This window comes from Pseudobacteriovorax antillogorgiicola (assembly GCF_900177345.1).
GTDB classification, from domain to species: Bacteria; Bdellovibrionota_B; Oligoflexia; order Oligoflexales; family Oligoflexaceae; genus Pseudobacteriovorax; species Pseudobacteriovorax antillogorgiicola.
The window spans coordinates 105,195-130,434 of sequence record NZ_FWZT01000005.1 but is presented as its reverse complement, the minus strand read 5'-3'; the positions used below and the strand labels follow the sequence as shown (position 1 = coordinate 130,434).

26 protein-coding genes and 1 tRNA gene are annotated in these 25,240 nt (G+C 47.5%); 21 read left to right on the top strand and 6 right to left on the bottom strand.

Annotated elements, in window-relative coordinates; translation table 11 throughout:
* Nucleotides 1-72 precede the first annotated feature (72 nt).
* The 3 genes from B9N89_RS08395 to B9N89_RS08385 form a co-directional block, all read right to left on the bottom strand.
* A complete protein-coding gene (locus B9N89_RS08395; RefSeq protein WP_132317443.1) occupies nt 73-477 on the bottom strand; it encodes a DUF6559 family protein in 405 nt (134 codons plus the stop codon).
* Between the two features lie 64 nt (nt 478-541).
* Nucleotides 542-618, bottom strand: a tRNA-Arg gene (locus B9N89_RS08390).
* A gap of 168 nt (nt 619-786) precedes the next feature.
* Nucleotides 787-1,038: a hypothetical protein gene (locus B9N89_RS08385; RefSeq protein ID WP_132317445.1), complete on the bottom strand. Its 252-nt coding sequence runs from the start codon at nt 1,036-1,038 to the stop codon at nt 787-789.
* Between the two features lie 160 nt (nt 1,039-1,198).
* Between B9N89_RS08385 and B9N89_RS08380 the strand changes: the two genes are divergently transcribed.
* The 8 genes from B9N89_RS08380 to B9N89_RS08345 all read left to right on the top strand — a co-directional run bounded on the left by B9N89_RS08380 (nt 1,199) and on the right by B9N89_RS08345 (nt 8,620).
* A complete protein-coding gene (locus B9N89_RS08380; protein WP_132317447.1) occupies nt 1,199-1,819 on the top strand; it encodes a TetR/AcrR family transcriptional regulator in 621 nt (206 codons plus the stop codon).
* A gap of 297 nt (nt 1,820-2,116) precedes the next feature.
* A complete protein-coding gene (locus tag B9N89_RS08375; protein WP_132317449.1) occupies nt 2,117-3,166 on the top strand; it encodes a polyprenyl synthetase family protein in 1,050 nt (349 codons plus the stop codon).
* Between the two features lie 9 nt (nt 3,167-3,175).
* Nucleotides 3,176-4,063 (top strand): ABC transporter ATP-binding protein, encoded by an 888-nt coding sequence (locus tag B9N89_RS08370; RefSeq protein ID WP_132317451.1) that lies wholly within the window; start codon nt 3,176-3,178, stop codon nt 4,061-4,063.
* Entirely contained in the window at nt 4,060-4,794 is a 735-nt protein-coding gene (locus B9N89_RS08365) for an ABC transporter permease (RefSeq protein ID WP_132317453.1), read from the top strand. Before B9N89_RS08370 ends, B9N89_RS08365 begins: the two co-directional genes overlap by 4 nt.
* 112 nt (nt 4,795-4,906) lie before the next feature.
* Nucleotides 4,907-6,388 carry a phytoene desaturase gene (locus B9N89_RS08360; RefSeq protein WP_132317455.1) on the top strand — a complete coding sequence of 494 codons (1,482 nt, stop codon included), beginning with the start codon at nt 4,907-4,909 and terminating at the stop codon, nt 6,386-6,388.
* Nucleotides 6,385-7,302: a phytoene/squalene synthase family protein gene (locus tag B9N89_RS08355; protein WP_132317457.1), complete on the top strand. Its 918-nt coding sequence runs from the start codon at nt 6,385-6,387 to the stop codon at nt 7,300-7,302. Before B9N89_RS08360 ends, B9N89_RS08355 begins: the two co-directional genes overlap by 4 nt.
* A gap of 13 nt (nt 7,303-7,315) precedes the next feature.
* Nucleotides 7,316-8,092, top strand: a complete 777-nt coding sequence (locus B9N89_RS08350) for a lycopene cyclase domain-containing protein (RefSeq protein ID WP_132317459.1) — start codon at nt 7,316-7,318, stop codon at nt 8,090-8,092.
* Between the two features lie 75 nt (nt 8,093-8,167).
* Nucleotides 8,168-8,620, top strand: a complete 453-nt coding sequence (locus B9N89_RS08345) for a hypothetical protein (protein ID WP_132317461.1) — start codon at nt 8,168-8,170, stop codon at nt 8,618-8,620.
* A 30-nt stretch (nt 8,621-8,650) separates the two neighbouring features.
* Here B9N89_RS08345 and B9N89_RS08340 read toward each other — a convergent pair whose 3' ends face one another.
* The gene (locus B9N89_RS08340) at nt 8,651-11,437 is read right to left on the bottom strand and encodes a YncE family protein (RefSeq protein ID WP_132317463.1); all 2,787 of its coding nucleotides are present in this window, start codon (nt 11,435-11,437) and stop codon (nt 8,651-8,653) included.
* 327 nt (nt 11,438-11,764) lie between these two features.
* Here B9N89_RS08340 and B9N89_RS08335 point away from each other — a divergent pair, with 327 nt between their 5' ends.
* The gene (locus B9N89_RS08335) at nt 11,765-12,916 is read left to right on the top strand and encodes a glycosyltransferase (protein ID WP_132317465.1); all 1,152 of its coding nucleotides are present in this window, start codon (nt 11,765-11,767) and stop codon (nt 12,914-12,916) included.
* 63 nt (nt 12,917-12,979) lie between these two features.
* Here the strand turns inward: B9N89_RS08335 and B9N89_RS08330 are convergent, their stop codons facing one another.
* Nucleotides 12,980-13,543 (bottom strand): hypothetical protein, encoded by a 564-nt coding sequence (locus B9N89_RS08330; protein WP_132317467.1) that lies wholly within the window; start codon nt 13,541-13,543, stop codon nt 12,980-12,982.
* Nucleotides 13,544-13,985: 442 nt separating this feature from the next.
* Here B9N89_RS08330 and B9N89_RS08325 point away from each other — a divergent pair, with 442 nt between their 5' ends.
* From B9N89_RS08325 to nqrM, 12 genes are all read left to right on the top strand, one after another.
* On the top strand, nt 13,986-14,780 hold the full coding sequence (locus B9N89_RS08325; protein WP_132317469.1) for a thymidylate synthase: 795 nt from the start codon (nt 13,986-13,988) through the stop codon (nt 14,778-14,780).
* Nucleotides 14,777-15,271 carry a dihydrofolate reductase gene (locus tag B9N89_RS08320; protein ID WP_132317471.1) on the top strand — a complete coding sequence of 165 codons (495 nt, stop codon included), beginning with the start codon at nt 14,777-14,779 and terminating at the stop codon, nt 15,269-15,271. The genes B9N89_RS08325 and B9N89_RS08320 overlap by 4 nt, the downstream gene beginning before the upstream one ends.
* Nucleotides 15,268-16,065 (top strand): alpha/beta fold hydrolase, encoded by a 798-nt coding sequence (locus B9N89_RS08315; RefSeq protein ID WP_132317473.1) that lies wholly within the window; start codon nt 15,268-15,270, stop codon nt 16,063-16,065. Before B9N89_RS08320 ends, B9N89_RS08315 begins: the two co-directional genes overlap by 4 nt.
* Before the next feature lie 91 nt (nt 16,066-16,156).
* Nucleotides 16,157-17,131 carry a protein-methionine-sulfoxide reductase catalytic subunit MsrP gene (msrP, locus tag B9N89_RS08310; RefSeq protein ID WP_132317475.1) on the top strand — a complete coding sequence of 325 codons (975 nt, stop codon included), beginning with the start codon at nt 16,157-16,159 and terminating at the stop codon, nt 17,129-17,131.
* A 299-nt stretch (nt 17,132-17,430) separates the two neighbouring features.
* Entirely contained in the window at nt 17,431-18,774 is a 1,344-nt protein-coding gene (locus B9N89_RS08305; protein WP_132317477.1) for a Na(+)-translocating NADH-quinone reductase subunit A, read from the top strand.
* On the top strand, nt 18,774-19,994 hold the full coding sequence (locus tag B9N89_RS08300) for an NADH:ubiquinone reductase (Na(+)-transporting) subunit B (RefSeq protein WP_132317479.1): 1,221 nt from the start codon (nt 18,774-18,776) through the stop codon (nt 19,992-19,994). Before B9N89_RS08305 ends, B9N89_RS08300 begins: the two co-directional genes overlap by 1 nt.
* Entirely contained in the window at nt 19,991-20,779 is a 789-nt protein-coding gene (locus tag B9N89_RS08295; protein WP_132317481.1) for a Na(+)-translocating NADH-quinone reductase subunit C, read from the top strand. Before B9N89_RS08300 ends, B9N89_RS08295 begins: the two co-directional genes overlap by 4 nt.
* Nucleotides 20,772-21,398 carry an NADH:ubiquinone reductase (Na(+)-transporting) subunit D gene (locus B9N89_RS08290; protein WP_132317483.1) on the top strand — a complete coding sequence of 209 codons (627 nt, stop codon included), beginning with the start codon at nt 20,772-20,774 and terminating at the stop codon, nt 21,396-21,398. Before B9N89_RS08295 ends, B9N89_RS08290 begins: the two co-directional genes overlap by 8 nt.
* Nucleotide 21,399: 1 nt before the next feature.
* Nucleotides 21,400-22,017 carry an NADH:ubiquinone reductase (Na(+)-transporting) subunit E gene (nqrE, locus tag B9N89_RS08285; protein ID WP_132317485.1) on the top strand — a complete coding sequence of 206 codons (618 nt, stop codon included), beginning with the start codon at nt 21,400-21,402 and terminating at the stop codon, nt 22,015-22,017.
* Between the two features lie 19 nt (nt 22,018-22,036).
* Nucleotides 22,037-23,263, top strand: a complete 1,227-nt coding sequence (nqrF, locus tag B9N89_RS08280) for an NADH:ubiquinone reductase (Na(+)-transporting) subunit F (protein WP_132317487.1) — start codon at nt 22,037-22,039, stop codon at nt 23,261-23,263.
* A 52-nt stretch (nt 23,264-23,315) separates the two neighbouring features.
* Nucleotides 23,316-24,335: an FAD:protein FMN transferase gene (locus B9N89_RS08275; protein ID WP_132317489.1), complete on the top strand. Its 1,020-nt coding sequence runs from the start codon at nt 23,316-23,318 to the stop codon at nt 24,333-24,335.
* Between the two features lie 10 nt (nt 24,336-24,345).
* Complete coding sequence (nqrM, locus tag B9N89_RS08270; protein ID WP_132317491.1) at nt 24,346-24,537, top strand: (Na+)-NQR maturation NqrM; 192 nt, start codon at nt 24,346-24,348, stop codon at nt 24,535-24,537.
* Nucleotides 24,538-24,574: 37 nt separating this feature from the next.
* Here nqrM and B9N89_RS08265 read toward each other — a convergent pair whose 3' ends face one another.
* On the bottom strand, nt 24,575-25,240 hold the full coding sequence (locus B9N89_RS08265) for a hypothetical protein (protein WP_132317493.1): 666 nt from the start codon (nt 25,238-25,240) through the stop codon (nt 24,575-24,577).

Here is a 25,240-nt window from a genome sequence, read left to right as displayed (position 1 = left end):
GCCCTCAAACTGTTCGGATAACCCTTGTCTGATTCATCATATGAGAGTGCGCATTGATCGTGACCAACCAGATTATTTAAGATTGATATGACGGCTAGTCCAACTTTTGTAAGTCTTAGTGATAAGGTTGTAGCCAGTAGCGTTGATTATGTTTGTTGAAGGCTCAGGAACTCCAAAACCAACACCGTATCTCTTTAGCTCATAGCATTTGGTGGTGTAGTCAACGCCTTCTCCAAGCTTCGCGACCTCAGCATCGAAATCGTCTCGCTTCAAGAATAAGCACAAAGCTTCGATCACAAACTGATGAGAATAGTTCTTCTTTGCCATGGTCTCGTAGAGCTGATCAACAGAGTAAAACTCCTGCTGTCCGTAGGCTAGGGCCAGCTCCCGTGGCAAGTCCTTAGCCAAGCTATGAATGACAGAGCGTTTGCGGCGATCTTTGAGATAATCACGAATATTTTCGATTGAAAAAATCATAATGTTGATTCGGCATGTCTAGAATCGAAGTTTAGTGGAATTGAAAAAGGTAAGAAGGAAGTAGTGGCGCACCCTGAGCGATTCGAACGCCCGACCCTCAGGTTCGAAGCCTGATGCTCTATCCAGCTGAGCTAAGGGTGCAATATATAGAAACCTTTATGGTGGGCTGTAAGACCCGGAAGCCAGTGCTGTAGCGCCCTGGTGGATAAGGAAGTTAAAAGAAAGAAGAATCTAAGTCAATAGCTGTTTTGAGTTTAGCCAGAAAAAATAGGGAGTCAGATTGGGAAGGTTGCCTGGGATGGCCGGAAGCTAAGCAGCCATGTCCCATGGCGACAGGCTGTGCTGCTCTCGGCCGCTGATTTGGTTGACGCCTTCACGTTCGTCAATGGCCCAGGTGCTTGAGGTGTGAATCGAGGCCGGCAAGTTTAGGTCTTGGTTCGGAGATTTTGTCAGTTCCCCTAGAAACCAAGAAAGGTTGACCTTGGCCAAGGGGCCCCAAGTCATGAAGTCATGGAAAACCCACGCGCTAAGAATTAGAACTAAGTAAATTTGCTCACCCATAGTGGCCTCCTACCTCACTTCCCGTCGGCGTTTGCCCTTACGTTCTGTAATTTGCATTGATAGCCTAATAATATTAGGTAAGTAGAGGATCACTCTAGTTTTTGGCGAGTTCAGGCTGGTATGCTAGATTAGCTGGTAAATCTTACGCTGAGGATAGACTATGCCGACCCCAAGGATTGAGAACTTGGACACGGAGCGTATTGCTCAGATTATGACGATCGCTCTCCGAGAGTTCGCTGAACATGACTATCAACGCTCCTCATTCAACCGCATTATCAAGAATTGTGGGATGAGTAAGGGCACGATGTACTACTACTTCGAAAACAAGCAGGATCTTTTTATGACTCTGCTGATTGCGATTAGCAAAGACTTCCAAGCTCTTGCCAACCGAGAGCTGCCATCTATGAGCAGTGGTGCTGAATTTTGGACCGAGGTGGAAGTCCAGCTTGAAACACTCATGGCCATCCTTTCTCAAAAGCCCACCCTGGGCCGGTTCATCCAGAACTTACTCACGTCTGAAAGCCGCCATGCCACTTCACCAGCCAGCCCCTGGATCGATAGTATCGACGAGTGGCTTGAGGACTTTATTCTCACAGGACAGTTGGTCGGTGGTGTAAGGCGCGACTTGCCCATTGATCTAATATTACAAATGGCTTGGGGGATCTGGGAAACTTGCAGCCACTGGCTACAGTCCTCGTCGGATCAAAACCAGGCTAAAGAGTCAGCTGCAATGATGAAGGACTTCTTTCAAAGGTCTCTGGAACAGCGAGCCGATCTTTAAGCTAAGCTATTATCAAGGGTGAGCAAGTTTCTATTTGTGGCGGCTTTTTACGGCCTTCCCATCTTAGGTTTAGATTGTTGCGGTAAAAAAATAGCTGTATCAATAGGATTTTGCAATAATCCATCTTGATTCCGTGGCTTTTCGATAAGATCATCAATAAAAAACAATAGGAATCAACAAGGACTTAAGCTTAGGCTCTTAGGTCTTTATCAGAAAAAAATTTCTAAAGAGCAAGACGCTAATCTTTTGTTAGTCTATAGTTTACGGATAAATGCCAATCGTGACAGGGTTTCACAGATGACGACGGACCTGAAAGATCGAATGAGTGAGAAGCAGTTTTTAAACATGGTCCTCGATGATATGGATCAGATTGTCGATGAACTCGCCTCTGGAAAACTTCATCCTATGGTCAAACGTTGTTTTGCCGTACAAGGCAAGCTTACCAGACCAAAAGCTGTTTTTCATTTAGCCAATGTTCTAGCCTGCGATTTAAAGCAAGCCAGAGCTTGGGCCGTTACCTGCGAGCTTTTGCATTGCGCATCGTTAGTGCACGATGACTTGCAAGATGGAGATCTTTATCGCCGTGGTCAGCCTACCATGTGGAGTGTTTATGGTGAAAATATGGCGATTAACTTGGGAGATTTTCTTTTGCTATGTGCCCCTCAGGCTTTACTAGAGGCTCCTCTCCCAAGCGATGTGAAAACTAGGCTTCATAAAGAATTTATAAAGATGTCCACACGGATGGTTGGTGGTCAATGTGAAGAGTTTGTTCTAAACGAACTGGGATCTTGCGAAGACCTCTATCGATCCTATCTTTCCTGTATTGGTGGGAAAACAGCGACGTTTTTCGCCAAGCTGGCCCGTGGTGTAGCGACTCTGTCATCCGCAAATGTTGACTTTCTGAACCAACTAGAGACATTGTTTTTTGACATTGGCCTTTTATTTCAACTACAAGACGATATCCTCGATCTTTATGGGGATAAACAGCGCCGGGAGGTGGGCTGTGATATTCGTGAAGGTAAGATATCGATTCTTATCGTCTATCAATTGATGTTGTTTCCAGATCGTCTAAAAGATACGAAGCAGCTTCTTCACACTGATCGGGATCAGGTCAGCGAAGAACAGGTTCTAGCGGTGCGAGATCAGTTTATATCGGATGGTACGCTTGACGCTGCCATTGAAGATGTCCAAGAGCGCATGGTTCACATAGCAGCTCATCCCCTTCTAGAGGGCTATCCGGGCTTGAGAAAACTCGTGACGAGACTTATAACGGATATTGTGAGGCCCATTGAGCACTTATTAACACCCTGTCAGGATCAAGTGCAGCAAGTGACATCTTCGTACTAAGTAGGACATATGGATCAATCAGGCAGGCTGCCGTATCTTTGTTTTTCAAATGTTTTTAAATCTTATGGCAGGCATCAAGCGCTGCGGAATTTCTCGTTCAAGATCAAATCAGGGGAGCGCGTAGCCCTGCTTGGCATTAATGGGGCAGGCAAAAGCACACTCGTTAACTTAGCCACGGGATTGCGACATCATGATAGGGGAACAATTCAACTCTTTGATGGCTCCCCTCAGCAAAGGAAACAGCGTCGTCAACTGGGGTACCTCGCCCAAGAAGTGCAATACCCTGTTTTTTTGAAGGTTCATGAGGTAATAGAAACCATTGCCTCTCACTTTCCAAAACCGTTTTTAACTGTTCTAGACCAGCTTGATATTCATTCCCTAATGGATAAGAAGATTGGCGGCTTGAGCGGTGGTCAGCATCGCCGGGTGGCATTGGCCTGCTCTCTGCTTGGGGAGCCGCGATTGGCGCTTCTTGATGAGCCTACAGGTGGTATGGATATCGCTATGCGGAATCAAACTTTCGACGTCTTGCGAGAATACTTCAGCAAAGAGGAACGATCCGTTTTGTTTTCCACTCATCACATGGATGAGGTGGATAAGCTTGCCGATCGTGTGATTGTCATACACGAGGGCGAAATTGTAACTGAGGGCTCGGTGGCGGACATCAAGGAGACCTACGGTTTGCGTGCTGTGTTATTTGAATCCAGGCAGAAGGATATCCAGCTTTTTGAAGCTCGTAATTTGAAGTGTCGAGACCATTCATGGCGAGCTTATGGCACTGATAGCGACAGGCTTTTGCGCGAGGTGATCGCGAAGGTTCCCGACGCATCGGGGCTTCGAGTCTTAGAGCCATCGTTGGAAGATATATTTATGACCCTCACAGGGAACCCATCATGAAGCTGATTCTAATTCATACTCAGTGGATGGTGAAGGAGTTGCTTCGTCAACCAGCCTATCTGGTTTCAACTGTAGCATTTCCATCACTTTTCTACATGATCTTTGCGGTGCCGGAGTCTAAGGACACACTGGCGGCCAATCTGCTCCTCGGCTCCTTCTCAGCTTTCGCGGTGTTTGGCGTAATTTTTTTGCAGCTTGGTGTTGGAGTGGCTCAAGAACGGTCGCGTTCCTGGTATCTTTATCTGAGAACCTTACCTCTTCCCGGAATGGCTTTTTTAGGGGCAAGGTTTCTTTCGGCCTTCTTTTTCTCTGTCTTGGCCGCCTTGGCCGTGATTCTATTAAGTCTGGCTTTTACACCGGCTGAACTCAGTTTTTTAGAATGGCTTAAATTTTTGGCTGTGCTTCTCATTGGAGGAGCATCGTTTTGCTGCATGGGTTTGGCGTTAGGCTACTGGGCAGGGGAGAAGTCCTGCCTTCCCATTGGTAATTTGATTTACCTGCCCCTGACGTTTGCTGGCGGTTTGTGGAAACCACCGACCATACTACCAGAGTTTGTACAAACCATATCGGAGTATTTGCCCACCAGACACTATGGTGAACTGGTATGGGCTAGCGTCTTAAAGCGGGATCTCGCCTTGAACCACGTCATTTGGCTAGCAGGGTATGCTCTATTGTTTGGGGTACTTACCTACTGGGGCTACCGTCGAGACCAGCAAGCTCGTTTTTCGTGAAGGTGCCGACGATGGTGGCCTTGGCCTTGCAAAAAAATCCGATTAAACTCCCCGCACAGTTGAGTGCATGTAGGCTTCCTTTCCTGGAGTCTTTTGAAAGAGAGGGTAATGAATGAAAAAGGCAGTGGTGATCGGTTCAGGCTTTGGTGGATTGGCGAGCGCTGTGCGCTTGATTCGAAAGGGCTACGAAGTTACGGTGCTCGAAGCAAGGGACCAAATCGGAGGGCGTGCCGGGGTTTTTAAGGAGCAAGGCTTCATATTTGACGCTGGGCCGACTGTCATTACTGCTCCTTACTTATTAAACGAGTTATTCGAGATGCTAGGGGAAGACCCGAAAGAGTTTTTCACTCTCCTGCCAATCGATCCGTTTTACCGAATTCAATTCTACGACGGCAGCACCTTTGATTACGTTGGTGATGAAGAGCGCTTGATTGATAATATCCAGCGTTTATCACCAAGAGATGTGGATGGTTATCGCAAGCTTGCCAAGCATGCACGAGATATTTTCGATGTGGGATACACCCAGCTGGCAGACGAACCTTTTGATACCTTCGTCTCGATGCTGCGGGCTGCTCCCGATATGATTCGTCTCCAGAACTATCGCAGTGTTTATTCACTGGTTTCAAAGTATATCGAAGACCCGCGCTTGCGACAGGCTTTCAGCTTTGAGCCGCTTCTGGTCGGTGGTAACCCAACTAAAATCACATCAATCTATCTTTTGATTCACTGGCTCGAACGAAAGTGGGGCGTGCACTTTGTAAAGGGGGGAACGACCGCTTTGGTGCAGGCATTCGATAAACTTTTGAAAAGGCATGGTGCCCAGGTTCTGACCAATGCTTCAGTGGAACGAATTGAAACCCGTGGTGATAAGGTGAAACGAGTCTGGACCAGGGAGGGGCGCTGCTATGAGGCAGATGTTGTGGTTAGTAATGCCGACCCTGTGCGGGTCTATCGCGATATGCTCCCAGAGCATCATCGTCGCAAGCATTCCAACGGTGCCCTGAGCAGAAAAACTCATTCTATGAGCTTGTTTGTGGCCTACTTTGGGACGAAGAAACTATATCCAGAGCTGGCTCATCATACCATCCTACTAGGCCCTCGCTACCAAGGCTTGCTAGGTGATATCTTCGACCGTAAAGTCTTGGCAGACGATTTTAGCCTCTATCTTCACGCACCGACCCGCACGGATCCGGGTATGGCTCCAGAGGGGCACGAGGCTTTCTATGTTCTTTCTCCAGTTCCTAATAACAAAAGTTCCATCAATTGGCAGTATGAAGGCGAACGCTACAAAGAAAAGATCTATCGCTTCTTAGAGGAGAGAGCTTTGCCTGGGCTAGCGGAGAACCTAACGGTAGATTTTCATGTAGACCCGAACTATTTCGAGCAAGACTTGCAAAGCGAACATGGAGCTGCTTTTGGCATCGAACCAAGCTTTCGACAATCAGCTTACTTCCGGTTCCATAACCAGTCTGAGGACTTTGAGAACCTTTACTTTGTAGGGGCTAACACACATCCTGGTGCGGGAGTGCCGGGAGTGCTATGCTCGGCGAAAGTTTTGGAAAAGATTATTCCTGAATCGAGAGCCCTATCATGAGTTTAGATGAAGATGCTTATCTGAATAAAGAGCCCAAGGAAATCATGGCGGAACACGGAAAGTCGTTCTATTGGGCTAGCCACCTGTTCTCTAAGGAGAGGTTTCAGGATGTGGCGTTGTTATATGCCTTCTGCCGCTATGTGGACGACACTGCTGATGAGACCCATCCGAGCGAGGCGAAGGGAGCCTTAGAGGCTCTGAAGCGTGAGTTTCGCGCACCTCATCATAAATTGCTGCAAAGAGTACATAAGTGCTTTCGGCAGCTGGGAATTGAATACCGCTTTGCGGAAGAATTGATCAGTGGTGCTCAGTTTGATGTAGATAAGGGGGAAATTGAAAGCCAAAAGGATCTCCTAGTGTACTGCTACAAGGTTGCTGGGGTTGTTGGGTTGATGATGTGTCCTGTGATCGGAGTCAAACAGGAAAAAGCCAATTCTTTCGCCCTCGACTTGGGCATCGGAATGCAGCTTACCAACATTTGTCGAGACATTCTTGAGGATGCACAGAACGGCCGATGTTATCTGCCCCAGGAAGAGTTAAGGCTTCGAGGGATCGAGCGACAGGCATTGGCTCATCAAGGCCAGACACCCGACGCGTTACAGGCCTTGGTTTCAGACTATCTTGATCTGGCTGATGAATATTATTCCAGTGGCGAACAGGGCTACGGATTTATTCCCTTTAGGCCTCGATTGGCAATCATGGTGGCAGGTAAAGTCTATCAGGCTATTGGTCATAAAATCAGGCGGCAGGGTTTTCAGGTCTTGCAGGGACGCACCTACCTCAATCGCTGGGAAAAAATACTAGTCACGTTTCGATCGCTACTAGGAGTCTTACGCCCAACCTTTTGGTTGAAAGGCCGACACCAAAAAGCTCTCCACCACCATTTACAAGGCTTGCCAGGGGTTTCAGCCTAAAGAAGGAGAAGTGATGACTTACCTGCAGTTTCTTTTGATATTTTTGGTGCCATTGATTCTTCTTGAAATTTGGTATGTTCGCAAAAAGTTTCCAGGGCAAGGTCGAGTCATGGCTGCCGGCATTGGTTTTCTTAGTTTTGTCGCAGTAGTTTATACTACGCCCTGGGATAACTACCTCGTGAAGCATAAGATCTGGTGGTATGGCCCTGATAAGGTATTGGGGGTTATCGGTTATGTGCCGATCGAAGAATATGCTTTTTTTGTACTCCAAACTGTGCTCACCGGACTTTATCTGTATATTGTTCGTCGTCCGTTCCGCCCTGAGTCTCATCAGCCCGATTATAGTGTTCCACGGCTTACAGGCTCAATGGTCTATCTGCTTCTGTCCATTTTGGGTTGGATCATGCTGTTTACGGATTCGTTCCGTTACTTAGGCTTGATTTTGGGTTGGGCTTGCCCGGTGATGCTTTTGCAATTCTCTCTCGGTGGTCACAGGCTTTGGCAAACAAGACAGCGGTCTTGCTTTGTGATTGCGACCAGCACACTCTACCTTTGTCTGGCTGATGCCCTAGCCATTGGTCTCGAAATTTGGACCATTTCACCCACGTTTACCACAGGTATCAAGTTTGGAACCTTGCCACTAGAGGAAGCTATATTCTTTCTCGCCACCAATATCATGGTCGTCCAGGGTTTGGAGCTAGCTTGGTCGTTCTGGGAAGGTTGGGAGCTGAAGCTTAGCCCGACTTTGGGGTGGAATCGTAGCAAAAACTCGCAGCTCTCATCCCCGTAGCATCCGGCAGTCTGGCTGCAGAAGGGCTCACTAGATGGTATAATTGTTTCATAGGTTGTTTTATGCAGGAAAGCTATGAATCGCATCGCCTCAGGCCTTCTCTTCTTGATGTTTAGCTCCATCGCCTTCGGTGATGAGTTTTTGTTTCTATGTGAAATGAATTGGACCAATGGGACGCCTGCAACGGTGCGTTGTATGAAAGAAGAGTTTGGCGCCAAGGCCTCAATTAGTGAAAAATCCCTGCGAGGAATCCATCAGGTACAGCTTCAAGATATGAAGTCGCGATTTCCTGAAGGTGAGTGCTCTACAAACACGAACCGAACGCGTATGTCTCTTGATGTACGAACCGTCTGCAAAACCAAGACCCGGATTATCGAATTTGCCTCAATCTGGCCTTTGGATTACCGAACCAAGCAATACTTTCGTTCGTCCATGCCAGAGATTATAGAGTCAAAGATACTAGAGTTTTTCAGGACCACTCACTTTGATCGAAAGCTTGAGAAGCCTATTATTCAGTGGGGTAAATGATAGCCCCATGCCTAGGCATGGGGTGAAGGGTTAAAGAGTTTTTAGGTAAGCCTCTAGAGCATCAACTTCGTCATCTTTGAGCTGGTAATTTAGCTTTGCGGCAATGGCTTTGATAGCATCTTTCAAGCTAGCTGCTGAGCCATCATGCAGATAGATCGAATAGTCAAAGGTGTTCACGAGGCTGGGAGCCTTGAACTGCCCGATTTCGCGAACCGGACGTTGGCGGAAGTCTAAGATCTCTTGGATAGGGTCTCCAGGTCCCAGGCGACGATCGCCTAGCAATGCTTCCATGATTTCTTGAGATGCGGAGTCGCTGATGCCGATCAGTGTACTAAAAAACTTCCCGGAGCCGACGCCATGATCAAGGTTGCCTGTTCCTAGGTTATAGAGGGCTGGCTCCTCGCCCATAGTGAGGTGGCCACTGGTATAGGCTGGTCCTTGGTGGCAGAATTGGCATTTTTGCTGGAAAAGCAACTGGCCTTGTGCCGCGAGTTCTTGATTCACTCTGGGGTTTTGGAGCTTGGGGATGCCTTCGTCAAGGTAAAGGCTGAGGTTTCTAAGATCGTCCTTGTTTAGCTTTCCTCCAAGGCGCTCTTTTACAACAAGTTCGACGAACTCGTGGGCATCCTTGTGTGTCGCGCTGATGTGAAGCCAGCCGCGATCTTTGACGCCGCCACGTAAGGACATGGTTCGCCGCGACCCTTCCATAGTCACCCAGCTGGAGCCATCGCTACCACCATCAGGGTGGCACGAAGCACAAGCTCCCAATCGATTTTGAGATACGGGGTACTTATCAGGATTGGCCGACGAGAACAGGATTTTACCGCGTCGCAAGTCGGGGCTTAGAGGGTCTTTGCTCCAAAGAGCAAGTTGAGCTCGTTCCTTGATCCTCGGTTCTAAGGGAGCTTGGTCGATCTTTCTATTTAAAGGAAAGCTCGGTAAGCTTCCCAGCTGAATTGGGTTTTGAAGGCTTGGCCCGTAGTAGTAGGGAATCTGCTCTGGGAATCGAAGGTCGCCAGCGGCGCGGCTGTAGGCGCTGATATCTAAGACTGAGATGTGCGGTGAGTTTTCATACAGGACAAAGGCTTGCTTATAATCTGGGGAAATAGCCATGCCCTTGGGGTTTGAGCCAGATAGTTGAAAGTGTTCCTGGCTTGCAGGATGAAATTCAACATTGTCATAGACTGCTATTTCATCAGAACTGTGGCTTAGTAAGAACGCCAAGCGACCACCTTCGCTGAAGCTGATCTGCTTGACCAATCCGAATCCAGATAGAGCACCCTGCGGAACGGGGTAGGCAAGAAAGGGGTTGATCTGTTCGCGACCGTTTTTCTTGAGTTCACGATCGATAAACTCGATTTCTAAAGGGTGATTCATACATCGGATGATATTACCGAGGGTGGGAATCGCCAGCTCAAAGTCGTTGATGTAAATTTCGTGGAGCCGCTTGTCGCTACCAACATGCATAGGGAACATGATCGGTGCAACATACTGTGCCAATTGGAGCCCTCCGAATCGTTGTAGGTTTGGGTCGGCATCTGGTCCTTTTTCCAAAACCACAAGGGCTCCCGTGATTCGAGTGCCTGGAATCCAAGCATGCTCCCCCGATGGGCTTAGGAATACACCAGCTAGTTGGCTAGCAACACCTTCTAGGCTTAGATCCTGTGCTTTGACTTTATCGAACAAAAGCTTGGCAGGGGGATAGTTGCTGTAAAAGTCTGCGAGGCATGCGAGATTTTCTTGATCGGGGTTGAAGTGGTCCTCAATGATACTGTCCTTGAGTTTTTTGAATGACTTGCGATCGATATTGCTGAGCCAGGACTCATTGCTACGAATGGGGCCACGAGGCAGAAAGTGGGCGACATAGATTTCAGAGCCGTCATGGGTCATACTCATTTTTGCTGGTCGTGGACCGATTTCTAGGCTTTGAAAGCTGAGTAGCTGGCCATCGGGGTTAAGCTCAATTTCAGTGATGGTGCCTTCCACGTAGCTATTGACATAGGCCTTGTTATCCACCGGTGAGGCTAGTATCTCGCGAAGTTCGCGACCCAGCTGATCCTGGGCGCCGATGGTAGCGAGGATCGTCTTCTTCATCGGTTCGATGATCGACACTTGATTCGCCAATCTGGATGCTACAAGCATACGGTTCAAACCTCGATGGTAAGCGATGCTTGATGGGCCTTCAGGAACCGAAATGCGAGCTACTTCTTGATAGTCGCTGAGGCGGAACACAACAACCTGATGGTTTTCGGAATCTAGTGCCCATAGCTCGTCCCCCTTATCTGTGACAAGGATGTTGCTACTAGAAACGGGGGCCTGTTGGCTAGGTGACGGCTGATAAGTTAGCTTGCCTAGGATGAACGGGGCCAACGACTTCCTTACGGCAAGACTGACTTTGCGCACAGCAAATGGTGCCATCCGATTCACTTCGATCACAGCTGGAACTGTTAGTGGAGTTTCAGTGTAGGCATCTTCAGTGATATCGAATAGATCATCTTCCGAGCTAGCCCTATGGATATGCAGCTTTACCTGGTCCAGATACTCATCCGATTTGTTTTCTAAATAGATTTCTAGCTGAACGTGGCTGTTTCGGCCGGCCATCGACTTGGCTTTCGCAAGCAAATGGATTTGCTCGGTCTCGGCTTTTTCCCGGTTATCTACAGTGCCCCATCGAGCTTCAAGGCTGCCTTTGGGGGCTTCGGTAAGCAGCATATTGACCCTTAGATGGAAAGGGGACTCAGCTCCTTGGCTGACCAGCGGCAAAAAGGACGACATAAAACATAGCAATGCGAAGCAATTGCTCGGGCGACGCAACATAGTAAAACCTCTTAGAATTAGATGTAGTCTTGCCTAAGGGATTAAAGGTTTCGCAGAATTTCAACAATAGATAAAAATAGTCAATTCGCGAAGTTTCCTCATAGATGGCGAAAAATTTCCTTAATTTCAGAACTTTATCTTTATGTCTAAACGGCGCAATAAGCATTGCTACTGGTGGTCTAGTCTAAGCCAACAGATCTTCTGAAGGTGATTATTGGCTTGTTTTTACTGGTCCAGCTGATATCACACATTGTCCCGGTACAGCGAGACTGCTAGCCTCTAGTCGGGTTAGGTTTGAAATAGTTCGAAATGGCGGTGTTATAGCTAATGAAAGTGATTATTGTTCTTCCCACCTATAACGAGCGGGAAAATATTGGCCCGATGCTCCATGCCTTGGAGCAAGTTCGTGCCGAACTCAAGCATGAGCTTCAGGTTTTGGTGGTGGATGACAACTCCCCTGATGGGACCCAAGGTATTGTGAAAGCTGCCATGGAAACTTCGCCATGGATTCATTTGATGACAGGGCAAAAACAAGGCCTTGGCGCTGCCTACATCCGTGGGATGTCTGAGGCCATGGCGATGCATGCCGATGTCATCTTTGAGATGGATTGTGACTTTTCTCACGATCCAGAAGATATTCCACGCCTTCTCCATGAAATCGAGCGTGGCGCTGACTTCGTAATCGGAAGCCGCTACGTTTCAGGGGGCAGAATTCCTGATGAATGGAAGCTCTGGCGGAAGGCGAATTCATTCTTCGGCAATATCGTTGCAAGAATGGTCGCAGGTATCTACCCAGTCCGTGACTGCACCGCCGGTTTTCGGGCGATTCGGACATCAATGCTATCTCAGGTCGATTTTGACTCTATAAAAACCCAAGGCTATGGCTTTCAGGTGAGCCTTCTACACGCGTGCTATGTGCTGGGTGCTCGGGTTCGTGAAGTGCCGGTGATATTCACCGATCGAGCCTATGGGGAATCGAAGCTGGGCCTCAAGGACATTATTGAGTTTATTCAAAACGCCTTCGCGATCCGGCTCCGCGGAATGGAACGTTTCATCAAGTTTGGTGCAGTTGGGCTTTCTGGGGTGGTTGTAAACCTCTTCTTCTTCTGGTTGTTCCAAACTTGGGGTGCCGAGCCTTATCTGGCGTCACCACTAGCAATTGAAGTGTCCATCATCTGGAACTTTCTGCTGAATAATCTTTGGACTTTCAGCGAATCAAAAGGGGACTCTCGATTTATCGTTCGGGGGCTCAAGTTTAATGTGGTGTCTCTGATGTCCTTACTAGTTAGCTACGGTACCTTCCTAAGTCTCAACGCCATGTTCCCTGATGGTAACCAGTATCTCTACCAGGCATCTGGTATTATCCCAGCCAGTGTCTTTAATTACTTCTGCAACCTCTATTGGACATTTGGTAAGAAGAAGGCTGGCACCGATGATCATGATGCAAGCCTGGTTCTTGGTAAGGAAGTTCAGGAATAGTGGTTTTTTTGAGGACGATGAAGAACATAAGCACGACTAGCATTTTGCTAGTCGTTTTTTTTACTAAAAATCACAGGATCGGCTTGGGTAGCTACCAAATATGCCGACATCAATTTTGAATGTATCGATGGAGCCATTGCCTAGTTTTAGAATTCCACCGTCAACGTTTTGTGTGACGCCGACCCGAGCGCGAACACCCGATATACGGCAGATTTCTAGCTCTTTGTTATCCTCTGAGAGCTTGATGGAAGCTTCGATAGTTTTGCCAATGAGGATGGTAGCAGAGTCAACCTTCACCTCAAAAGCTTCCCCGTCATTGCTGAGTTTGCACTTACGGCCTTGGCACTCAATCTCTAGCTCTTGATTTCTTTTCTCTAGATATGGTTCGATATCTTCTGGAGAAACCCCGTCAGGTAGAGGTAAGGTTGCAATCAAATCATCAAGAGTGAACTGAGTTTTGCCTTGCACTAGAAGGCCATCAAGGGCATCAGTCAGTGATGAGGCGTAATCGTAGCTGATAGCATCCTTTGGAACATCAATATTAATTTTGGGCTCTGATACTTGTGGGCTACCGCAAGATGCTAGAAGAACTGAAGTCACGCCCGTAGCTAATAGTAAGGCTTTCATAATGATCCCTTTCCATAAAAATGTCATAAGTTCTGAATTGCGAGCATTCTTACAGCTAGCAATTGGAATTTCTGTTAAAGGGATGTGAATTGACAGTAAGGGGAATTAAAGGAAAAAGCGAATGGCTTGGGCCACGGGCTTTTGCATGGTGTTCTGTTTAGAAAAAATATATCGATTTTGAAAAAACTCTGATCTGTTCAATAAGATCAGTTTATTTTATCTATACGAAAAGGAAGGTTTAGGTTATTACTATTGGCTGTGTTTTTATGGCGCTATAAAAATGCCTTTCCCGTAAGTTTAAGCTGACTTTTGGTTGAGGCCCTAAACCGGCTTTCCGTCTCGCCCACCGACTGCCAACGCTGTTCTTGTGGTTTCTTTTCTCCAGGGTTTCCTATAATGTCATTAAACTGAGCGTTTTTCATTCCTACGTGCTGAGAGGTATATGCAAGCCTATTTAGATCTGATGTCAAAAGTCCTTCATGAAGGAGTCGATCGCGAGGATCGCACTGGCACTGGAACCAAGAGTATTTTTGGTCACCAGATGCGCTTTAATCTGGCTGATGGTTTCCCCCTGGTTACCACAAAAAAAATCCATATAAAGTCTGTAATCTACGAATTACTTTGGTTTCTTTCCGGTGATACCAATATAAAATATCTTACCGAAAACAAAGTCAGAATCTGGAATGAATGGGCCGATGATAAAGGAGACCTTGGCAGAGTCTACGGCGCACAGTGGCGATCCTGGCAAACTCCAGACGGCCAGACAATCGATCAAATTCAGCAGGTACTGAGCGATATTCGCCGTAATCCTTACTCGCGACGCCATTTGGTTGTAGCTTATAACCCAGGAGAACTGGATAAAATGGCTCTACCCCCTTGTCACGCATTTTTTCAATTTTACGTTGCTGATGGCGCTCTGTCGTGTCAGCTTTACCAGCGTAGTGCTGACATCTTTTTGGGTGTGCCTTTCAACATCGCCAGTTATTCTCTTCTGACCATGATCATGGCCCAGGAGCTGGATCTGAGGCCTGGCGACTTCGTTCATACTCTTGGCGATGCGCATCTCTACCACAATCATCTAGAGCAGGCTCGGGAACAGATGTCACGAGAGCCAAGGCCATTGCCCAAAATGTTACTGAATCCCGAAGTTCGATCGGTGTTCGACTTTAAGTTTGAAGACTTTAAGCTCGAAGGATACGATCCTCACCCCCATATCAAAGCTGAGGTAGCCATATGAAGATCAACCATATCGTTGCATGCGCAGAAAATGGAACAATTGGTCGCGATGGCTCCCTTCCTTGGCACTTGCCGGAAGATTTGAAGTTTTTCAAGGCTGTGACCACTGGGCACGTTATCATCATGGGCCGAAAAACCTTTGAATCCATTGGTAAACCGTTGCCCCAGCGTTTTAATATCGTGGTGACACGGCAGGATGATTTCGCCGCCGAAGGAGTGCAGCGGGCATGCTCTCTCGAAGAAGCTTTCGCCCAATGTGGGGATCTTGCCGATCAATGGGGCGAAGAGATCTATGTTGTGGGAGGGGGGGAAATCTATCGACAGTCCATGGAGTTGGTTCAGAAGATCTTTATGACGCGGATTCATAAAGAGGTCGATGGAGATGTGTCTTATCCTCTAGAGGCTTTGCAAGACTTTGAGCTAGTTAGCGAAGAGTACCACACTGACCCCGAAAAGTTTTCCTTCTTAACCTACAAGAGAAAATCCGAGTGACCCTTTTTTCAAGGGTGGTTGTAGGCTCGAAACCTGTTCACCTGACCGTAGTGATGCTACACGGCTTTATGGGTGATCATCGTGATTGGTTGCCTGTCGTTCAAGGTTTGCCACAGGCTGGGATCAAGTATGTCTTGTATGATCTGCCCTGCCATGGACAGAGCTTGCTGTCTGAAGAAGCCAATCCGTGGACGGATTTCGAATCTATAACGAGAAGCCTTTGGCAGGACATCCGTTCAGAGCAGCAGGGGCGACTGATAGTGCTCGGGTACTCACTTGGAGGGCGCTTAGCCCTGCGGCTTAAAGCTCAATGCCCAGGGGATATCGACCATCTGCTCATCGAGTCAGCCTCTTTTGGAATCAGTTCACTTGGAGAACGAGAAAGCCGATATCAGAAGGATCAGTTCCTGCTTCAGGATGTGCTTGCTGGCAGGCGCTCGTTTCGGGACTTTTTAGAGGCATGGTATCGGCTCCCACTGTTTCGAGGGCTAGGAGCCTGCGATGGTTTTGAACCCATGCTGGCTCGTCGTCTTAGCCAGTCTCCTGAGCAGATCCAGCGATCCCTACAATTTTTGAGTGTGGGTTCTATGGTAGCCACAGATCATTTTGCAGATGATGGCAAGCAATTAAGTTTTATCTCTGGAGTGGATGACAAAAAATACGCTGCAATCATGTCTCAACTTCCACTCAGCTGGAAGACATATGCCGTACCAGGCGCTAGCCACAACGTGCACCTCCAACAGAAACATGCCTTTATCGATATTGTCAGTCGGGCCCTGGGAAAGTACACCTAAGGGGCGTGCACCAAAATTTTCTTTGCGCTTTTTGTCCGAGTCCCTTAGCCTTGAATCATATTGGTTAGGCTTTAGATTCAGGTTTTTATCTATGCTTATAAAAGTCCGCGACTCTCTTGAAGTTCCATCTTCTGCGATCACTCCAGAGGATGTTTATGCGAGCCGGCGGACAATTTTGAAGGCCGCCCGTGATAGCCTGATTTTAAGTGCCGTGGGGCCTTTAGCTTTCCAAACCCTTTGGGAGGATCAGGCTTTTGGCTTGGCAGCGAAAGCCAACCCCAAGTATCAAGAGCCAGCCCTAAAAAAATCTATCACACCCTTCAAGTATGCGAGTAGCTACAATAATTTCTACGAGTTTGGGACGGATAAGTCCGATCCTAAAAAATATGCGCAAAAACTTAAAATCAAACCCTGGACCCTGCGCGTATCGGGGCATGTTGAGAAGCCTGCAGACTACTTGCTAGAGGACTTTCTCAAACCATTGAGCCTTGAAGATCGGGTCTATCGATTCCGGTGTGTGGAGGCATGGTCGATGGTGGTGCCCTGGCTAGGGTTTCCCCTTCGGGCTTTGATTGCGAAGGCTAAGCCTACAAGTAAGGCGAAGTATATCCGCTTCAAAACATTATTTGATCCAAAGCAGATGCCAGGACAGAAAAGCAGGGTCTTACAGTGGCCCTACCAAGAGGGTTTAAGGCTCGATGAGGCCATGAATGACCTATCATTCTTGGCGGTAGGAATGTATGGCAAGGTGATGCCAAATCAAAACGGGGCTCCGATACGTCTTGTGGTCCCTTGGAAGTATGGCTTTAAAAGTATTAAATCGATTGTCAGCATAGAGTTTTTAGAAAAACAGCCTAAGACTAGCTGGGAAATTTCGGCGCCCCAAGAGTATCCTTTCTATTCCAATGTGAATCCTCGCGTAGCTCACCCCCGCTGGTCTCAAAAAACGGAGCGTGTTCTTGGCTCCGGACTGTTTGCAAAGAGGCAGAAAACGCTGCCGTTTAATGGCTATGCCGACCAGGTGGATCATTTATATAAGGCTTTTGATAATACTAAGCTTTATTAAACTGCCTTGTGTCGTTGCAATTAGCATTTAATAGGCCTAATGCTTTGTAGGCCAGTGATGACTTAATGGAATGTTTTACTATTGCATCAAAGTCAGGAAGGCGTACAATGGCAAGCAAATACCGAGAATTCATTGATTTATCTTTTCCACCGTCAAAGTGTGATCTTTCAATGGTTTCTTGATAATTTGGACGTTTGTGATAATAGTACACGCTCTTCTCAGTAGTAGCTCTGAGTCTCTTTGCTTCAGTCTACTGTGAGTCAATACTACCTTCGAATTGAAAGGATCCGGCTCGACAAATGATTAAGATTAAGAAAGGTCTAAATCTGCCAATTACGGGTGAGCCTAACCAAGTGATCGAAAATGCCTCTACGAAGCAAGTCGCCATTGTCGGCGAAGACTACGTTGGCATGAAACCCACTATGCATGTCAAAGTTGGTGATCGCGTTAAAGTTGGGCAATTGTTGTTTGTGGATAAGAAAAATCCAGGTGTTCGCTTTACGTCGCCAGCTTGCGGTCAAGTTGTCGCAATCAATCGCGGTGAGAAGCGTGTTCTCCAATCGGTCGTCGTATCTGTCGATGGCACCGATGCGGAAACGTTCAAGTCCTATCAGGATGGTCAACTTTTAACATTGAGTCGTGACGAGGTCGAGGATAACCTCAATCAGGCAGGGCTTTGGGTTGCATTTAAAACCCGACCATTCAGCAAGGCTCCTGCTTTGGGTAGCAAGCCGCACAGTATTTTCGTGACGGCCATGGACACCAACCCACTAGCTGCCGATCCTAAAGTCGTTCTAAAAGGACAGGAAGCGAGTTTCAACAGCGGACTAAAAGTCCTTACTCGTCTGACCGATGGCAAAGTTTACGTCTGCAAGGGGCCTGAAACTCAGATTTCAGCACCTGATCTTGATCAGCTTCACTTTGAAACTTTTGCTGGGCCTCACCCCGCTGGGCTTGCAGGAACCCACATTCACTACCTAGATCCCGTTGGTAGTGAGAAGGTCGTGTGGAGTGTTAATTACCAAGATGTTATCGCCATTGGTAAATTGTTCACGAGCGGCAAGCTTTCTCTAGAACGAGTGACTTCACTTGCTGGCCCTATGGTTCGTGATCCTAAGCTTTATCGTCTTCCTTTGGGGGCGGATCTTGCCGAGTTTACAAAAGGAAAGGTTAAGCAGGGAGAGGTTCGAACCATTTCTGGTTCCGTATTCGCTGGCCGCAACGCAGTTGGTCCTTACGCTTTTCTTGGTCGTTTCCACCAACAGGTATCAGTGATCGCCGAAGGTCGTGATCGCGAACTTCTTGGCTGGCATGGGCCCGGATTTGATAAATTCTCCGTTAAAAGAACGTTTCTTTCTTGGTGGCTCACACCGAAGAAAAAATTTGACTTTACGACTTCCACAGGTGGTAGCGTGCGAGCCATGGTGCCCATTGGAAGTTACGAGCGCGTGATGCCTTTAGATGTCGAGCCTACCTATCTCTTACGGGCCCTGCTCACAGCAGATACCGATGGAGCTCAGCAACTTGGCGCTCTAGAGTTGGATGAAGAGGACCTGGGGCTTCTCACGTTCGCCTGTCCAACAAAGCTAGAGTATGGGCCGCATCTCAGGAATTGCCTGACGTTAATTGAAAGGGATGGCTAATGAAACCACTACGCGCTGCATTAGACAATTTGCACCCTTATTTTGAAAAAGGTGCGAAGTTTGAAAAATTGTATCCCCTATATGAAGCTGCGGATACATTCTTATATACTCCTGGTGAAGTTACAAAGGGAGCATCTCATGTTCGTGATGGGATCGATCTGAAGCGAATCATGATTTCGGTTGCGGTAGCACTGTTCCCTTGTATCCTCATGGCACTATACAACACTGGGCTTCAAGCTAATATTGCATTGGCAAATATGGGGCTCGCGGAAACTACTGGTTGGCGTGCTGATGTGATTGGAGCGCTCGGCGTCGGTTACAACTCTGCTAGCATCTTGGCTAACTTTGTCCATGGTGCCTTATATTTTATTCCAATATTCCTCGTGACTCAGATCGCTGGTGGTTTTTGGGAAGTCCTCTTCGCAATTGTCAGAAAGCACGAGGTTAATGAAGGCTTTCTTGTGACAGGTATGCTTTTCCCACTAACTCTACCGCCAACAATCCCGCTTTGGCAGGTTGCTGTCGGGATTTCCTTCGGGGTTGTGCTTGGTAAAGAAGTCTTCGGTGGAACAGGCAAAAACTTCCTGAATCCAGCGTTAACCGCTCGCGCGTTCTTGTTCTTCGCCTATCCAGCCCAAATTTCTGGTGACGCGGTTTGGACTGCGGTCGATGGTTTCACTGGTGCAACTGCTCTTGGTGCTGCAGCTATCGGCGGTGCAGAAGGCATCGTTCAGAACGGCTACACCTGGATCGACTCATTCCTTGGATTTGTTCCTGGTTCAATGGGAGAAACCTCGGCTCTAGCATGCTTGTTTGGAGCAGTTGTCTTGATTGCCTCAGGAATTGGTTCCTGGCGTGTGATGGTCGGTATGCTATTTGGCGGATTGTTCCTCTCTAGTTTGCTTTACAGCATCGGTAGTGACACCAACCCTATGTTCTCAGTGTCCCCAGCTTGGCACCTGGTGATTGGAAGCTTTGCCTTTGGCTTGGTCTTCATGGCGACGGACCCAGTTTCATCAGCAATGACTAAAAAAGGCATGTGGGTTTACGGTGCTTTGATTGGTGTTATGGCGATTTTGGTTCGCTCCTTGAACCCTGCGTTCCCTGAAGGTGTTATGCTGGCCATCCTGTTTGGTAACCTATTTGCGCCGCTAATCGACTACTACGTCGTCAAGGCAAACATCAAACGCAGACAAGTTCGAACAGGAGTGGCATCATGAGTGGAAAACGAGAAACAGTTGGCAAGACCTTTTTGGTCGCTGGTGTTCTTTGTGTGGTTTGCTCCATACTAGTGTCAATGGCTGCGGTTCTATTGCGGCCTACCCAGGAAGCAAACAAAGCTTTAGATAAGAAGAAGAATATCCTTGCTGCTGCAGGCTTACTTGAAGAAGGTGTGGATGTAGAGAAAGTCTTTGCTGAGAAGATTCGTGTTAGAGCGGTGAACTTGGACTCTGGCGAGTATGCCGAAGATATTGATGCTGCTAAGTATGAGCAGCGCAAGGCGGCTTCAGACCCTAAAAGATCCGAGAAGATTCCAAACGATCGGGATATTGCCCGAATCAAGCGGACGGCTAAGGTAGCATCTGTGTACGAAGTGATGGAAGGCAACGAACTCAAGCAAGTAATTCTTCCTGTTCACGGCAAAGGGCTTTGGTCTACCATGTATGGGTTTTTAGCGATCGCATCCGATACAACAACTGTTGTGGGCCTAGGCTTCTACGAGCATGCAGAAACTCCTGGACTCGGTGGGGAGATTGACAACCCTAAGTGGAAAGCCAGCTGGGTTGGAAAGAAGCTATATGATGACAACTGGAACCTAGTCTTTTCTGTGCTTAAAGGTCAGGTTCAAGAATCAAATCCAAATGCGATTCACCAAGTCGATGGCCTTTCAGGTGCGACTCTTACGGCAAATGGTGTCCACGCGATGGTTCGATTCTGGCTAGGGCCGGATGGATTTCAAGATTACCTCATAAAAGTAAGAGAAAAGGGGAATCTCAATGGCTGAAAAGGCAAAAGATATAATTTTAAGTCCGATTTTTGTTAATAACCCTATTGCTCTTCAGATTCTTGGAATCTGTTCAGCGTTAGCGGTTACAACGAGCTTGGACACAACTCTAACAATGTCCCTCGCGGTTATCATTGTTCTCTCGTTCTCTAACTTGTTTGTGAGCTTGATTCGAAACGTGATTCCGAACAGCATCCGGATCATTGTTCAGATGGCAGTCATTGCTTCGCTTGTGATCCTAGTTGATCAGTTCTTAAAGGCGTTCTTCTACGATATCAGTAAGCAGCTTTCGGTATTTGTTGGCTTGATTATCACCAACTGTATTGTGATGGGACGTGCTGAGGCGTTCGCCATGAAGAATGCGCCAGGAAAGAGCTTTCTGGATGGTATTGGAAACGGCCTTGGCTACTCTATCGTTCTTATTTTCGTAGGCTTTTTTAGAGAGTTGTTCGGTAAGGGCACGATTTTCGGCGTCAACATCATGACTCCGGTTACTGAAGGTGGCTGGTACCAGACCAACGGAATGATGGTTTTGGCACCTAGTTCGTTCTTCCTCATTGGAATCTTTATTTGGATTCTGAGAATTTGGAAAACAGACCAGGTGGAAAAGGAGAACTAATATGGAACATTTTCTTAGCATCTTTGTTAAAGCCGTCTTTATCGAAAATATGGCTCTCGCATTCTTCCTCGGAATGTGTACTTTTCTGGCAGTTTCCAAAAAGGTCGATACATCAGTAGGCCTCGGCATTGCAGTAATTGTTGTACAAGTGATTACCATTCCGGCAAATAATTTGCTTTACAACTACTTCCTTAAAGAGGGAGCGTTGGCGTGGACAGGTGTTCCTGCATTAGCTCAAGCCGATCTGAGCTTTCTTGGTCTAATCTCCTACATCGGTGTGATCGCGGCGATGGTTCAGATACTAGAGATGACCTTAGATCGCTTCGTGCCAGCACTCTACAATGCCCTTGGTATCTTTCTGCCTTTGATTACAGTGAACTGTGCCATCCTTGGTGGCTCTCTATTTATGGTAGAGAGGGATTATACTTTTTCTGAGTCAGTAGTTTACGGCTTAGGATCTGGGGCTGGCTGGGCGCTTGCAATTGCGGCACTTGCCGGTATTAGAGAAAAGCTAAAGTACTCCGATGTACCAGATGGGCTGAAGGGGCTTGGCATCACCTTCATCACCGTAGGACTCATGTCATTGGGTTTCATGGCATTCTCAGGAATCCAACTTTAAGGAAGGAAGGTAATTCAGCATGCAAGAGATTATATTGGGTGTAGGCATGTTCACAGCAATCGTGTTGTGTCTCGTTGCCGTCATCCTTTTCGCAAAGTCAAAATTGGTCGCCTCTGGCGATATCACAATTGAAATTAACGACGATCCTGACAAGGCTATTACGGTGCCTGCAGGTGGCAAACTATTGAACGTACTTGCCGACCAAAAAATATTCGTAGGCTCTGCTTGTGGTGGCGGTGGAACTTGTGCGCAATGTAAGGTGAAGGTCTTTGAGGGTGGTGGTGAGATTCTTTCTACCGAGCTTTCTCATATCTCGAAGAAAGATGCGCGAGAAGGGGAACGCTTATCCTGCCAGGTTACTTGCAAATCCGACATGAAGATCGAAGTTCCTGAAGAAGCATTGGATACGAAGAAGTGGGAGTGTACCGTTCGATCGAATGACAACGTGGCTACCTTCATTAAGGAGCTCGTTCTAGAGCTTCCTCCGGGTGAGCACGTGAACTTCCGAGCTGGTGGATACATTCAGATCGAAGCTCCAGCTTACACGGCTGACTTTAAGAACTTCGACATTCAAGAAGAGTATCGAGATGACTGGGAAAAATTCAACGTTTTCCAGTACAAGTCAGTGACGAAGGACGAAACCATTCGCGCATACTCCATGGCAAACTACCCTGAAGAAAAAGGCATCATCATGCTGAACGTGCGGATTGCAACACCGCCACGTAACGCCCCTGATGCACCTCCAGGTCGTATGTCATCCTATATCTTCAACCTCAAGGCTGGAGACAAGGTAACGATTTCTGGTCCTTACGGAGAGTTTTTCGCCAAGGAAACCAAGAATGAGATGGTCTTTGTCGGTGGTGGTGCTGGTATGGCGCCAATGCGCTCTCATATTTTCGACCAGCTCAAGCGACTTGGCTCCGATCGAAAAATGACTTTCTGGTATGGTGCCCGTAGTAAGCGTGAGATGTTCTACGTTGAAGATTTCGACGGACTCCAGGCAGAGAATGAGAACTTCAAGTGGCACTGCGCACTTTCAGAGCCGCTTCCTGAGGATAACTGGACGGGCTATACAGGCTTCATCCATCAGGTACTTTACGATAATTATCTGAAGAATCATGATGCTCCAGAGGATATTGAGTACTATCTTTGTGGACCCCCGATGATGAACAAGGCTGTGATCGATATGCTTCATAGCCTTGGGGTTGAGGATGAAAACATCCTACTCGATGATTTTGGTGGATAAATCCGTAAGACAAGGATATACGTCACAACAGATGATTTGATAAGGGTGCTACATGCACCCTTTTCCCGTTTCGGAGGCTAGATTGGCACGATTAATCCTGTGTTTGGTGATAGGCTTAAGTGCGTCACTAAGTTTTGCGGAAACTGTGTTGCATTACCAAGGTCGTACCATGGGCACGACCTATAACGTTAAGTTTACTGAGTATCGCCCCATAGACTTTCAGGTGAAAATCGATGAGCTTCTTAAAGAAGTCAATCGGCAGATGTCGACCTATATCACCAGCTCTGAAATTAGCGCTTTCAATCAGGGTGAATTGGAGCGGGTTTATCCTATTGCCAAAGAGTTTGCTTACGTTGTGGCTCTTTCCCAGGAGATTTTTCGTCGCACCGAGGGGGCTTTTGACCCCACCGTAGGTCGGCTTGTTAACCTTTGGGGGTTTGGTCCAGAGGGACAGCCAGAGAAAGTGCCAAGTGACGTGGACTTGGAGCGAATTCGATCGCAAATTGGTCTCGATAAAATCGTACTTTCTGAACAGGGTTTGAGCAAGACGAGCGATCAGGTGTACTTGGACCTTTCGGCAATTGCTAAGGGCTATGGTGTCGATCTACTCGCTGAGTATCTGGAAAAACAGGGTATCGGCCATTACATGGTGGAGATCGGTGGAGAAGTTCGGACTAAAGGAATGAAGAGCCCTGGGCATCCATGGAAAATCGGTATTGAAATGCCAAGTTCTGGGAACCGGCAGCTGCTGAAAGTGGTTAAATTAGAAAACAAGTCTTTGGCCACTTCGGGAGATTATCGAAATTATTTTGAAACGAATGGTCAGCGATTCTCTCACCTGATCGATCCACGATCTGGTAAGCCGATCACCCACAAACTTGCTTCCGTGTCTGTCTTAGCCGATAGTTGTGCCGAGGCGGATAGCCTGGCGACGGCTTTTATGGTGCTGGGCCCAGATGAAGCGATGCGCATTGCAAAGCGCGATCAAGTTGGTGCTTTGATGATTGTACGGGACGGAAATGGTTTCAAAACAATGGTTTCCCCAGGTTTTGAGCCATATTTACTTAATTAGGAGATAATTTATGGAAATCTTGATCGCTATGATCGTTTTTCCACTGGTGATAGTTGGGATGGCAATCGGTGTGATTGTTATGAAAAAACCAATCACAGGCAGCTGTGGCGGATTAAATAATCTCAATGGTGACATGGATAAGTGTGAAATCTGTGGTGTCGAAGCCAAAGAGCGCTGTGCCAAGAAGCTGAAGCGAGCTTGAGGGCATCGCAGCGCTGCTTCTAAAAAATCCGATGCAACTAGTTCATGAGTTGGGTGCCTCGTATTCCTACAAGTATATACTGAGACGTCTCGCTTCCTGATGTGGGGCGTTCGATCCCGCTTACTGTTGCATCCTCGTCATGGCGAGTGACCTTATAAGTCCAGTCGATGCTGCGATTCCCTAGCCCCACCATCAGCCGGAGCTGATCCCAGAGCCTGACGCCCATATAGAGGGTCGTGTCTTGGATCTTAAAGTTATAGCGCATTCGGTAATCGCCTTGCTCTTCGAGCCCGCTCGTTAGCTCCGAGGAGATCTTTTCGACTCCTTTGCCCCTTGGATTGATGAAGTGAACAATTTCTGCGTTGATCGGAAAGTTTGGGAACAATTCGACTCCTAAAGTCGGGCCTTGGTAGTTGAACTGGAACTTTTCATCGCCATCGTCCCAATCATGGACGGCATCATAGAATCCTACCTTGCCAAAGCCGACGCTGATCGATGCAGCTTCCCATAGACGGACTAACTGAAATCCTGCCAATAGCCTCAGGCTGGATAATTCTCGATCTAGTACAGTTCCTCGATCAACACTGATATCAGTATAGGCAGCGGCATTCACTCCGTCTGGCCATATGGTATTTTGACTCTTGTCTTGGCTGTAGGCTGTGATGCTGAAGAAGGTGGTAACAGCTAGAACAGTTTTCTTCAT